Origin of the sequence: Actinomadura rubrobrunea NBRC 15275 (genome assembly GCF_001552235.1) — a bacterium.
In the GTDB taxonomy this organism is placed as follows: Bacteria; Actinomycetota; Actinomycetes; order Streptosporangiales; family Streptosporangiaceae; genus Spirillospora; species Spirillospora viridilutea.
Genome location: NZ_BCQU01000013.1, coordinates 79,332 through 90,706, shown reverse-complemented (window position 1 = coordinate 90,706; position 11,375 = coordinate 79,332). Strand labels below are relative to the sequence as shown.

Genomic DNA, 11,375 nt, shown 5'->3' with positions numbered 1-11,375 from the left:
GGGCCGCCGTAGAAGATGAGCGCCCGCTCGCTTCCGATCATCGTCGGCACCGCCATGATCGCGCCGTCGAGGTAGCGGACGCCCCGCTCCGCGGCCCGTGCCGCGGCCTGCCGCGCCTCCTCCGGAGTGCTGGACGTCAGGTTGACGACCACCCGCCCCGCCAGGGCGTCGCCCGCCGCGTCCAGGATCGCGCGGACCGCACGGTGGTCGAGCACGCAGATCACGATCAGCTCGGCGGCGGAGGCGGCCTCGGCCACGGTCGCCGCTCGGACCGCGCCCTCCGCCACCAGCCCGTCCGCCTTCTCCGGGGTGCGGTTCCACACCGTGGTCGGATGGCCGGCCCTGAGGAACGCCCGGGCCAGCGCCGTGCCCATCGAGCCGAGGCCGATCACGGTCACCGGGGCGCGCTGCTCCGAGGTCGCGTGCACCCTCTCCTCTCCTGTCACGTTGCCGATCAGAACAAGGACGTGTCGGCTCCCAGGGTCGGCGGGCGGTCTCTCGAACCGGTCAGAACGGGCTCTCAAACCCTCCACCCGTCATGAGAGCGCGACGCCGCGGAGCGATCGGGCGCCGATATCGTTGACCGTGTGCGCTTCGGCATCCTGGGGGCCCTGGCCGTGTGGACGGCGGGCGACCGCCCGGTCACGGTGCCGGGGCGCAAGGTGCGCCTGCTGCTGGCCGACCTGCTGGCGCACGAGGGCGCTCCGGTCTCCGCCGACCGGCTCATTGAAGACCTGTGGGGCGACGCGCCGCCCCGCAACCCCGCTCGGGCCTTGCACACGACCGTGTGGCAGCTGCGCCGCGCGCTCGAACACGGGGAGGCGGGCGCGGGCTCGCTCGTGGCCTCCCGGCCGCCCGGCTACGCGCTGGACGTGGCCGCCGACGACGTGGACGCGCGGCGCTTCGAGCGGCTCTTGGGCGAGGCCCGCCGGGCCGACGCCCCGCAGGCCCGGCTGGCCCTGCTTCGCGACGCGCTCGCCCTGTGGCGGGGACCGGTGCTGGCCGACCTGGCCGACGCCGACTTCGCCCGCCCCGTCATCACCCGGCTGGAGGAGGCGCGGCTGACCGCCGTGGAGGACCGCGCCGAGGCGATGCTGGCGCTCGGCGAGCACGGCCCGCTGGTGGGCGAACTGGCCGGCCTGCTCGAACGGCATCCGCTGCGGGAACGGCTGCACGCGGCGCACATGCGCGCCCTGTACGGGGTCGGCAGGCGCGGCGAGGCGCTCGCCGTCTACGACCGGCTGCGCCTGCGGCTGGCCGAAGAACTCGGCCTGGAGCCGAGCGCCGAGCTGGCGGCCTTGCGGCAGTCGATCCTGGAGGACCACCCGACGCAGCCCCGCCCACAGGGCCGGACGACCGCCGCCGCGCGGCCGCTGACCAACCTGCCGTCCCCAGTGAGCTCGCTGGTCGGCAGGGACGCCGCCATCGAACGGGTGTCCGCCCTGCTGAAGGAGGGGCGCCTGGTCACGCTGAACGGGATGGCGGGCGTCGGCAAGACCCGGCTCGCGCTGGCGGTGGCCGAGCGGGCGGCCGCGACCGGGCGGGACGACTACCCCGACGGGGTGTGGCTCGCCGAGCTGGCCCCGATGGAGCCGGAGAACGACGACGGGGCAGGGGAGCGGGCCCGCCGCTCGGTCGTCGACGTCGTGGCCACCGCGCTCGGCGTGCGGGACGAGATCATCGCCGCCGGTCGGCCGTCGTCGCCGGCCCGGCGGCTCGCGGACGCGCTGCGCACCCGGCGGCTGCTGCTCGTGCTCGACAACTGCGAGCACGTCATCGGCCACGCCGCGCGGCTGGTCGACACGCTGCTCAAGGCCGCGCCAGGGGTGCGGGTGCTGGCGACCAGCCGGGAACCCTTGGGCATCGCGGGCGAACGGCTGTGGACCGTGCCGCCGCTGACCCTGCCGGACCGCGCGGCCGCCGATCCCGCCGAGGCCCTCCGGGCCACGGCGGTGGCCCTGCTCGTGGAACGCGCCACCGCCGCCGCCCCCGACTTCACCCTCGACGAGACCAACGTTGCGGCGGTCACCGCGATCTGCCGCAGCCTGGACGGCCTGCCGCTGGCGCTGGAACTGGCCGCCACGCGGGTGCGCGCGCTCGGCGTGCACGAGCTGGCCGCCCGTCTGGAGGATCGGTTCGCGGTGCTCACGGCGGGCCGCCGCGACGCGCCCGCCCGGCAGCGCACGCTGCGCGCCGCGTTCGACTGGAGCCGGGACCTGCTGAACGGCCAGGAGCGCGCGGTGCTGCGCAGGCTGGCGGTCTTCAGCGGCGGCTTCACCCTGGAGTCCGCGGAAGAGGTGTGCTCCGGGGACGGCGTCGACCGGACCGACGTCCTCGACTTGGTCGCCCGGCTGGTCGACCGGTGCCTGGTGGCGGCGACCGACACGGCCGGCGCGCGCCGCTACCGGCTGCCCGAGTCGCTGGCCGCGTACTGCGCCGAATGGTTGCGCGAGTCGGGCGAAGAGGCCGCCGTGAAGGACCGGCACCTCCGTCACCAGGTGAGGTTCGCCGAACGGGCCGAAGCGCACCTGCGCGGCCCGGATCAGCGGCGCTGGCTGGAACTGCTCGACGCCGAGGCGGCCAACCTGCACACCGCCCTGGACACCGCCGTCAAGCGGGGCGCCGCCGAGCCCGCTCTCCGCCTGGCGAACGCCCTGGCCTGGTACTGGTACCTGCGCGGGAGGCTCGGCGAGGCCGAGAAGGCGTTCGCCGCCGCGCTGGCGGTTCCGGACGACGGCGCCGGGCCCGAACGCACTCGCGCCGCGGCCTGGCACGCGGGGTTCGCCCTGTGCGCCGGGGACCCCGTCCAGCCGGTCGACCTCTTCGACGAACTGGCCGACCGGATCGACGACCCGCGCGCCCGGGCCGCCGCGCGGTGGTTCCTCGGGTTCGTGAGCATCGGGTACGGCGACCCGGACGGCAGCGTGCGGCGGCTCGACCGGGCGCTGGCGGAGTTCCGCGCGCTCGCCGACCGCTGGGGCACCGCGGCCGCCCTCGCCGCGCTGGCCGCGCCCCTGAGACTGCGCGGTGATCTCGACACGGCCCGCCGGTACGGGGAGGAGAGCGCCGCCCTGTTCCGTGAGATGGGCGACGGCTGGGGACGGCTCAAGGCCACAGGGACGTTGGCGGTGCTCGCCGAGGTGCGCGGCGACTACGAGGCGGCGTCCCGCCTGCACCGCGAGGGGCTGCGGATCGCCGAGACGCTCGGTCTGTGGACCGAGGCGTCCGCCTCCATGTCGGGCCTCGGGCGTATCGCATTGTTGTTGGGCAGGTACGCCGAGGCGCGGGAGTTGCACGAGCGGGCGATGCGGCTGGCCGCCGAGCACGGGTACACGTACGGCGAGCAGTTCGCCGAGGTGGGGCTGGCGTTGGGCGCGCGGCGCGAGGGACGGCTGGACGCGGCCGAGCGGCACCTGCGCCGGTGGCTGGAGTGGTGCAGGCGGCTGAGCGGCGGACACGGCGAGGCGCTGATCTTGGCCGAGCTCGGGTTCGTCGCCGAGCAGCGCGGCGACGGCGCCGCCGCCCTGGCCCTGCATCGGGAGGGGCTGGAGGCGGCGCGCGCGACGGATGATCCGCGCGCGGTCGCTTTGGCGCTGGAGGGCGTCGCGGGAGCGCTGTCGCTCGTCGGACGGCACGAGCGCGCGGCGCGGCTGCTCGGCGCGGCCGCCGCCGCCCGTGAGGCCGCGGGCGCACCGCTGCCGCCTGCCGAACGCGGGGACGTCGACCGCGTCTCGGCCCGCTGCCGTGACGCGCTCGGCGACGAAGCGTTCGCCGAGCTGTCGGCGCGTGGCCGGGACCTCGGCCTGGAGCAGGCCGCCGCCCTCGCCGAGGACGACGGGGACAGGGGACCACGGGGACAGGGACGGTGACCGACCGCTCATTGCCCGCTCTGGAAGCGGGTCCTCGAGCCTCCAGTGACCCGGCCGCCGTGCACGGGGAACGGCCGATCGCGAACGGTCTGCTGACCGCTGTCGTCCATGCGCTCGGCGGGCCGGCGGCACTGTGATCGCGCTCACTGGCGGGCGGGCCGATCCCGATCTCGTGGCCATGGCGCTCGCGGGCCCGGTGCCTGCAGATCTGGACCGTCGACCTCGCGGAAGTGAGGGGAATCGGCGAATCGCTGACGCGAACGGCCAGCCGCTGGATCCGTCGGGAAGATCGTCGCTTAGATCACAGGAGGCGGGCGAGGAATCTCCGCCCGGAGCACCGCATGGTGGGCGATACTGGGATCGAACCAGTGACCTCTACCGTGTCAAGGTAGCGCTCTCCCACTGAGCTAATCGCCCGAGCCCGCGCCGACCTCGACACGCGGTTGAGGTGGAGACGGGATTCGAACCCGTGTACACGGCTTTGCAGGCCGTTGCCTCGCCTCTCGGCCACTCCACCGGGGAGACGGCCCGGCCGTATACAGGGCCTCTCAGAGCGGACGACGGGATTCGAACCCGCGACCCTCACCTTGGCAAGGTGATGCTCTACCAACTGAGCCACGTCCGCGTGCTTTCCGGGTTTCCCCCGGCGCGCAGTGATTACTTTAGCGGAAACTGCGGGCGCTTGCGTAATCGTCGGCGCGGGACACCTCGTGGTGCAGGGAGCTCCAGAACGCGAGCTCCTCGTCCTCTCGCAGGTGGGCGATGCGGCCCCAGAACTCGCGGTCCTCGGCCTCCTGGGCGGCCGCGGCCGACAGGGCGGGCATGACGACGGTGCCCGCGTCCGCGGCGTCCAGGTCCGCCGGGGTGATGTCCGGGGGCAGGGCGACGGGGGCCGCGGAGCGGTGGTGCTTGCCGCGCTTGCGGAAGCGCACGGGAGACGACGAGGGGGCCTTGGCGGCCACGGCGCGTCCGGCGGCCAGGGCGAGCGTTCCGCACAGGGCGAAGGCCAGAATGCCGCCCAGCACCGTGTCCTGGGCCACGAGGTGCTGATCGAGGCCGAAGAGGTCGTGCTTGCGCGTCTCCGTCCGGGGTGCGGCGGGGGAGTCGGTGAGCTGTCCGAGGGACGGCGGGGGAGCGGCGTGCTTGGGGGTGTACTTCTTCTCGGCCTTGACCTTGCCGGGGAAGCCGAAACCGACGACGGTGTCCATATCGCGGGTCTTGCGCATGAGCTTGTAGCCGTCGGCGTTGGCCTCGATCGTGTGCAGGGTGTCGCCGTCGACCTTCTCCACCAGGCCCACATGGTCGATCCGGTCGATGTCGCCCGAGCCGCTCCAGTCGAAGAAGACCAGGGCGCCCGGTTCGGGGGCGGTGCCCCAGGCGCCGTGCTTCTTGAACCACTCGGCGTGCTCGACGGTGGAGGCGAACCGGCCCGCCTGGTCGGCGACCCCGGCCTTGTCGGCGGCCCAGGCCAGGAACATGTCGCACCACGGCGCGGTCGCGAAGTAGGGGTCGCCGTCCTCGATGTTCTGGGCGTACCAGTCGCCGTACTTGGTGTAGCCGCCGCCCTTCTCGGCGTATCCGAGCTCGTCCTTCGCGATCTCGAGCAGCTTCTCGCCCACGGGGTCCATGACGCTCCCTGTGCCGCCGGCCTGGTCGGCTGACGGGTCAGGGCGCACGCGCCCCGCCCGGTCGACACGTCACCTCGGATGTCAAGGTCACGTTCTGGTCTCGGAGGAATGTAGCGAAGGTAAAAGCGAGGGGCAAGTGAAACCAGGAAAAAAGGGGTGAAGCGGACTAATGGTTCATGATCGGGCGGCGTGAGGGTCGGCCGTCAGGTCACGTGTACCCCCGGGGGAGGACCGCGACGGGGCACGGCGCGGCCCGCAGCATCTTCAGCGCGTTCTCGCCGAGGAACACGCGGTGGGCGGCGGCGTCCTCGCTGCTGGCGCAGACCAGGAGTTCGGTGCCGCTCCAGTCGACGGAGTGCAGGGCGTCCTCGATGTCGTCGCCCTCGCCCAGCTCGGTCTCGACCGCCTCGGCGTCCAGGGCGGCGGAGTCGTGGGCCAGCCGCACCGCGAGGGCCAGGTCGTCGCGCAGCCGTTCGGTCTGGTCGTCGCCGACGGCGAGGGTGAGCAGCCGGAGCGCGACGCCGAGGGCGGCGGCGGCCTGCGCGGCGCGCTGCACGGCCTCGTCGCACTGGGGGCGGCGGACGTAGGCGACGGTGATGCGGTCGAGGTCCTCGCGGCGCTCGTAGCCGGCGGGAGCGAGCATCACCGCCTCCGTGGCCGAGTGCAGCAGGTGGTCGCCGGTGCTGCCGATCGCGATGCGGCCGCGGGCGCCACCGGCGCGGGAGCCGATGACGATGAGGTCGGCGCCCGCCCTGCTGGCCAGGACCGACAGCCCTCGCCCGACGCCGCGGCTCTCGTGGGCGGCGAACTCGGCGGGCTGGTCGTCCAGCAGCGCGGCGGCCTGCCTCAGGGACGCCTGGGCCTCGCCCGCGGCGGCGGGGCGGTCCGGCGGGTGGACGGCGGCCACGGTCAGGCGCCCGCCGGTGCGCGCCACGACCGCGCGGGCCAGGGCGAGGGCCTCGCGGCCGCCGGCGTCCGGGGCGAAGCCGACCAGCACGTGTTCGCCGATCACGAGCAGGTCATTCCCGCGTTCGGCGGACGGCCACCGCGGCGCCGCCCGTCGCGGCGCGCAGGCGTCTGAGCAGGGGGATTCGCGGGGGGTTCGCGGACCGCGATGGGGCGACCGCGTGGCGTTTGCGGTAGATTCACCACCTCCGACCCGACTGTTGACTTCTGGGGGAGTTTGTGGTTTCGGAGACGGGAATGCCGGATCTGGTCGCCGGGCGGTGGACCATCGATCCGGCGCACTCGGAGGTGACCTTCGCGGTCCGGCATCTCATGACCACGGTGCGCGGCAGCTTCACCGAGTTCACGGGCGAGATCCTGGTCCGCGAGGACCCGCTCGCCTCGACCGCCGCCGCCGAGATCGCCATGGCGTCCGTGGACACCCGCAACGCCGAGCGCGACGCGCACGTGCGCTCGGCCGACATCCTCGACGTCGCGAGGTTCCCGTCGATGACGTTCGTCAGCACCCACGCCGAGCGCGCCCTCATCGGGCGGCGCGCCCGCGTGCCGCGCTACCACGTCGACGGCGACCTGACCATCAAGGGCGTCACCCGGCCGGTCCGGCTGCTGACCGAGTACCACGGCGTGTCCACCGACCCCTGGGGCGGCACCCGCGCCGGGTTCACCGCCACCACCTCGATCAGCCGCAGCGACTTCGGCATCGAGTTCAACATCCCGCTGCAGGGCGACAAGGTCGTCCTCGGCGACTCCATCGCCGTCGGGTTGGAGATCCAGGCAGTCCTCGAGGACGCCTGAGCCCGCCTTCGGCGGCGCCCGCCCCCGAGGGGCCGCCCGGTCATCCAGGAGCGGCGGCCGCTCCCCTGAGGGGCGGCGCCCGGCGGCCCCCGGGAGCGTCATTTGCCGACGACCCCGTCGGCCAGCTCGCGCACCACGTCCAGATGGCCGACGTGCCGCGCGTACTCCTGCAGCAGGTGGAACAGGATCCAGATCAGCGAGGGCGGCGGCTGCGAGCCGTCGAAGCGCCCGCCCGTGCGCGCGACGTCGTCCAGTCGAGCTTCCGCCACGATGCGGCGGGAGCGCTCGCAGGCGTCCAGGAACAGCGCTCGTACGTCGTCGACGCTCTCATCGTCGGCGACATGCCAGCGGCCCTCGGGGCCCGGGGCGGCGGGCGAACGGTCGCCCCACGGCTCCGGGACGGGCTCGGCCGCGAACCCCCAGCGCAGCCAGCGCGTCTCCACGAACGCCAAGTGCTTGAGCAGCTCCAGCGGGGTCCAGCCGGACGGCAGGAACGCGGTGCGCAGCTGCTCGTCCGAAAGCCCGTCGAGTTTTCGCAGCACCGCGTCCCGGTAGTAGTCGAGATAGCCCTCGAGCAGGACGCGGGGATCGGTCAGCGTCGGGTCCGGTTCAGGCGGAGGATCAACAAAGGTGACCATGCGGCGACCCTAGTGGCGCCTCGCATGCATGGCTCCGCCGATATGCGGACGGTCGGCGCGCTCCCTCCCGGAAGTGCCTCACAGGGGGGCCTGAGCCGGCGCCTACGTCTCGGAAGGGCGGGCGCGACGCTCGGCCCGCCGGCCCTCGGACGCGGTCGGAGAGGGCGACGGGCCGGGTGGACGGCCGAGGTCCGGCAGGTCCACCCGGCCACCCCCTTCCAGCGTGGCGGCGACATCCCCGGTCGGTCGCCGTACCGTTCGCCTCGTGGTACGCGCCGGCGCGCCTCCAGGTTCATCCCGGAGGCGGAGATCATGGAGAAGATCATGGAAAGTCGGGACGCGGAAGCGGTCCGGTAGAATAGTTGAAACTTCTACAAAATTGGGAGAGGTCGGGTCATGCAGTTCGGGATCTTCAGCGTCGGCGACGTCACCCCCGACCCCACCACCGGCCGGACGCCGACCGAGCGCGAGCGGATCAAGGCGATGGTGACGATCGCGCTGAAGGCCGAGGAGATCGGGCTGGACGTGTTCGCCACCGGCGAGCACCACAATCCGCCGTTCGTGCCCTCGTCCCCGACCACGATGCTGGGCTACATCGCGGCGCGCACCGAGCGGCTCATCCTGTCGACCGCCACCACGCTGATCACCACCAACGACCCGGTGAAGATCGCCGAAGACTACGCCATGCTGCAGCACCTGGCCGACGGCCGCGTCGACCTGATGCTCGGCCGCGGCAACACCGCCCCGGTGTACCCGTGGTTCGGCAAGGACATCCGGGACGGCATCCCGCTGGCGATCGAGAACTACCACCTGCTGCGCCGGCTGTGGCGCGAGGACGTGGTCGACTGGGAGGGCCGGTTCCGCACCCCGCTGCAGGGGTTCACCTCGACGCCGCGGCCGCTGGACGGGGTCCCGCCGTTCGTCTGGCACGGGTCCATCCGCAGCCCGGAGATCGCCGAGCAGGCCGCGTACTACGGCGACGGATTCTTCGCCAACAACATCTTTTGGCCCAAGGAGCACTTCCAGCGCCTGATCGGCTTGTACCGGGAGCGCTACGAGTACTACGGGCACGGCAGCGCCGACCAGGCGATCGTCGGCCTGGGCGGCCAGGTGTTCATGCGCAAGAACTCCCAGGACGCGATACGGGAGTTCCGGCCGTACTTCGACAACGCCCCCGTGTACGGGCACGGGCCGTCGCTGGAGGAGTTCATGGCCCAGACGCCGCTCACCGTCGGCAGCCCGCAGCAGGTGATCGACCGGACGCTGCAGTTCCGCGAGCACTTCGGCGACTATCAGCGGCAGCTGTTCCTCATGGACCACGCGGGCCTGCCCCTCAAGACCGTCCTGGAGCAGATGGACATCCTGGGTGAGGAGGTCATCCCGGTGCTGCGCAAGGAGTTCGCCGCGCTGCGCCCCGCGCACGTCCCCGAGGCGCCCACGCACGCGGCCCTCGTCGCCGCCGCCCGCGCCAAGGCGGAGGAAGGCGAGGCCGCGCGATGACCTCGGAAGCGAAGGACGTGGAAGGGGAGACCGCCGACGGGAGGACGATCGCGGTCGTGTCGGCCGGGCTGGGGCAGCCCTCGTCGACCCGGCTGCTGGCGGACCGGCTGGCGTCCGCCGCCGTCGACGCGCTGCGGGGCCGCGGCGTCGAGGCCGAGGCCGTCGCGGTGGACCTGCGCGACCACGCGCACCAGATGGTGGACGCCATGCTGACCGGGTTCACCGCGGGGGCGCTGCGCGACGCCGTCGATACGGTGGTCGGCGCCGACGGACTGGTGGCCGTCACGCCCGTCTTCAACGCCTCCTACAGCGGCCTGTTCAAGACGTTCTTCGACGTGCTGGAGCGCGGCTCCCTGGACGGCATGCCGGTGCTGATCGGGGCCACCGGCGGCACGGCGCGCCACTCCCTGGTGTTGGAGCACGCCGTCCGCCCGATGTTCGCCTACATGCGGGCCGTGGTCGCGCCGACGGCCGTCTACGCGGCCGCGGAGGACTGGGGCTCCGGACGGTCCGGCGGCGTGGACGGGCTCTCCGAGCGCGTCGCCCGGGCGGGGGCCGAGCTCGCCTCGCTGGTCGCCGCCCGCGCCCCCGCGGCGGCCCGCCGCGACGCAGCGGACGCGGACCCGTACGCGCATCCGGTGCCGTTCGAGCGGTTGCTGGCCTCCGGGGGCCAGTGAGCGGCGCCCCTGAAGGTCAGGAGGCGGGACGGAACGGCACGATGCCCGCCGCGAGCATGCCCTCGGCGGCGGCGCCGTGCAGCCGGTCCTGGAGGTCGCCGGGGGCGTCGGCGACGCCGACCCTCCCGGCGAACACCAGGACGTACCCCAGCGCGGCGGCGCGCTCGGCCCAGCCGGGCGGCGCACCGACGCCCTCGACGCGGCAGAACGGGCGATCCGGCCGGTCGAGCGGCGATCGGACGGTGAAGGCGCCGTCGCGGTCGAGCGTCGCCGCCCAGCCCGGAGCGAGCGGCACATGCAGGTCGGGGGCGTCTGTGGCCAGGCCGAGACCGCCCCGCAGGCACGCGGCGAGCAGGGCGCTGGTCGGCTCGCCGCCGTGCGCGTCCGGGACGGGCGTGCGATCGGGATCGTCGAGCAGCGCCAGCGGCACCGTCCCGCCGGGCGTGGGCAGCGTGCTCAGCATCACGTGAAGCCGGAACACGTGCGAGTCCCCGGGCGGCGACGGGCCGCCGCCGTGGACGTCGTTCATGCCTGCGCCCCCGTTCGGCACCAAACGCCATCTCTCTGGGGAGAGGCGGCCGGGCCCGGGGCGGTGCAAGGGGAGTGGCTTTCCCCTAGGGCCCGGCGGCCTCGGTCCCCTCATCGTGGATCGCCGCAGGGTCACGGCCGGGGGCGAAAGGGCCGAAACCCCTGGGTGAGGAGAGGGACTTCGACCATATCGCCGCAGGTCAGCCGCGTGAAGTGACGCGATCCTTACAATTTTTCCCTACCCTTGTCAGGATTCAGTCGTGACAAATCACCGTTTGTGGACAAAGATCAACTGACGGTGACGCCGCCCAGGGTGCGGGCGTCGCGGCCCCCCGCCCCCGCGGGGCGGCTCATTCGAAGTCGTCCGGATTGAACTCTTCTGGACGCTGCCCCCGCGGCTCGCCGGGTGAGCCCGCCATCAGCGTGGGCTCCGGAGCGGCGGTCGGGGGTGCGGTGGTCTTCTTCTGTGCGGGCGCCTTGTCGGCGGTGCCGGCCTCGGCGGCCGCGCGCGCCTCTTCTCCGCTGATCATGATGCGCTCCCGGTTCGCGCTCGTCTCGGACGCTCCCGCTACCCGTTTGCGGACGATCCATTCGTGCTGGTCGCGGCGTGTTTCGTCGGCTTGGGGGGACCGTTCGATCCGGCTCGCGGCGCCGTCTGGCCGAGGGGCGACCATGGTCTGCTGTCACTCAAGGCAGAGAAATCACTTTCCGACGCGCCAGTCATTACCGGCGCTCTCACGTCTCATCGGCGTCGCACCGAGAGTGATAGGAAGG

Annotated in this window: 10 protein-coding genes and 3 tRNA genes; 4 read left to right on the top strand and 9 right to left on the bottom strand. The window is 73.3% G+C overall.

Annotated elements, in window-relative coordinates; translation table 11 throughout:
* On the bottom strand, positions 1 to 428 hold a 428-nt coding region (locus AR3_RS06260; protein WP_169803790.1), incomplete at its 3' end, for an NAD(P)-binding domain-containing protein.
* A gap of 159 nt (positions 429 to 587) precedes the next feature.
* Between AR3_RS06260 and AR3_RS06255 the strand changes: the two genes are divergently transcribed.
* Entirely contained in the window at positions 588 to 3,869 is a 3,282-nt protein-coding gene (locus AR3_RS06255) for an AfsR/SARP family transcriptional regulator (RefSeq protein WP_067909812.1), read from the top strand.
* Between the two features lie 342 nt (positions 3,870 to 4,211).
* On the opposite strand, the gene AR3_RS06250 is transcribed toward AR3_RS06255, so the two are convergent.
* The 5 genes from AR3_RS06250 to AR3_RS06230 form a co-directional block, all read right to left on the bottom strand.
* Positions 4,212 to 4,286 (bottom strand) — tRNA-Val (locus AR3_RS06250).
* A gap of 29 nt (positions 4,287 to 4,315) precedes the next feature.
* Positions 4,316 to 4,386: transfer RNA gene (locus AR3_RS06245), tRNA-Cys, on the bottom strand.
* A gap of 35 nt (positions 4,387 to 4,421) precedes the next feature.
* Positions 4,422 to 4,494: transfer RNA gene (locus AR3_RS06240), tRNA-Gly, on the bottom strand.
* 37 nt (positions 4,495 to 4,531) lie between these two features.
* Positions 4,532 to 5,497, bottom strand: a complete 966-nt coding sequence (locus tag AR3_RS06235; protein ID WP_067909809.1) for a CHAP domain-containing protein — start codon at positions 5,495 to 5,497, stop codon at positions 4,532 to 4,534.
* Between the two features lie 208 nt (positions 5,498 to 5,705).
* Positions 5,706 to 6,509 (bottom strand): universal stress protein, encoded by an 804-nt coding sequence (locus AR3_RS06230; RefSeq protein ID WP_067909806.1) that lies wholly within the window; start codon positions 6,507 to 6,509, stop codon positions 5,706 to 5,708.
* 191 nt (positions 6,510 to 6,700) lie between these two features.
* On the opposite strand from AR3_RS06230, the gene AR3_RS06225 reads away from it, so the two are divergent.
* Positions 6,701 to 7,258: a YceI family protein gene (locus tag AR3_RS06225; protein ID WP_067909803.1), complete on the top strand. Its 558-nt coding sequence runs from the start codon at positions 6,701 to 6,703 to the stop codon at positions 7,256 to 7,258.
* 98 nt (positions 7,259 to 7,356) lie between these two features.
* Here AR3_RS06225 and AR3_RS06220 read toward each other — a convergent pair whose 3' ends face one another.
* Positions 7,357 to 7,896 (bottom strand): DinB family protein, encoded by a 540-nt coding sequence (locus AR3_RS06220; RefSeq protein ID WP_067909800.1) that lies wholly within the window; start codon positions 7,894 to 7,896, stop codon positions 7,357 to 7,359.
* A 396-nt stretch (positions 7,897 to 8,292) separates the two neighbouring features.
* Between AR3_RS06220 and AR3_RS06215 the strand changes: the two genes are divergently transcribed.
* Both AR3_RS06215 and AR3_RS06210 read left to right on the top strand, forming a co-directional pair.
* Positions 8,293 to 9,396: an LLM class flavin-dependent oxidoreductase gene (locus tag AR3_RS06215; protein ID WP_067909797.1), complete on the top strand. Its 1,104-nt coding sequence runs from the start codon at positions 8,293 to 8,295 to the stop codon at positions 9,394 to 9,396.
* Positions 9,393 to 10,073, top strand: a complete 681-nt coding sequence (locus AR3_RS06210) for an FMN reductase (RefSeq protein ID WP_067909794.1) — start codon at positions 9,393 to 9,395, stop codon at positions 10,071 to 10,073. The genes AR3_RS06215 and AR3_RS06210 overlap by 4 nt, the downstream gene beginning before the upstream one ends.
* 16 nt (positions 10,074 to 10,089) lie before the next feature.
* On the opposite strand, the gene AR3_RS06205 is transcribed toward AR3_RS06210, so the two are convergent.
* Positions 10,090 to 10,602 (bottom strand): hypothetical protein, encoded by a 513-nt coding sequence (locus AR3_RS06205; RefSeq protein ID WP_067909791.1) that lies wholly within the window; start codon positions 10,600 to 10,602, stop codon positions 10,090 to 10,092.
* Between the two features lie 349 nt (positions 10,603 to 10,951).
* Complete coding sequence (locus tag AR3_RS06200; protein WP_067909788.1) at positions 10,952 to 11,131, bottom strand: hypothetical protein; 180 nt, start codon at positions 11,129 to 11,131, stop codon at positions 10,952 to 10,954.
* Between the last annotated feature and the right edge of the window lie 244 nt (positions 11,132 to 11,375).

Coding starts and splice junctions, on each gene's coding strand:
- AR3_RS06235 (WP_067909809.1), bottom strand. CDS start 5,497: ATGGACCCCGTGGGCGAGAAGCTGCTCGAGATCGCGAAGGACGAGCTC.
- AR3_RS06225 (WP_067909803.1), top strand. CDS start 6,701: ATGCCGGATCTGGTCGCCGGGCGGTGGACCATCGATCCGGCGCACTCG.
- AR3_RS06220 (WP_067909800.1), bottom strand. CDS start 7,896: ATGGTCACCTTTGTTGATCCTCCGCCTGAACCGGACCCGACGCTGACC.
- AR3_RS06215 (WP_067909797.1), top strand. CDS start 8,293: ATGCAGTTCGGGATCTTCAGCGTCGGCGACGTCACCCCCGACCCCACC.
- AR3_RS06210 (WP_067909794.1), top strand. CDS start 9,393: ATGACCTCGGAAGCGAAGGACGTGGAAGGGGAGACCGCCGACGGGAGG.
- AR3_RS06205 (WP_067909791.1), bottom strand. CDS start 10,602: ATGAACGACGTCCACGGCGGCGGCCCGTCGCCGCCCGGGGACTCGCAC.
- AR3_RS06200 (WP_067909788.1), bottom strand. CDS start 11,131: ATGATCAGCGGAGAAGAGGCGCGCGCGGCCGCCGAGGCCGGCACCGCC.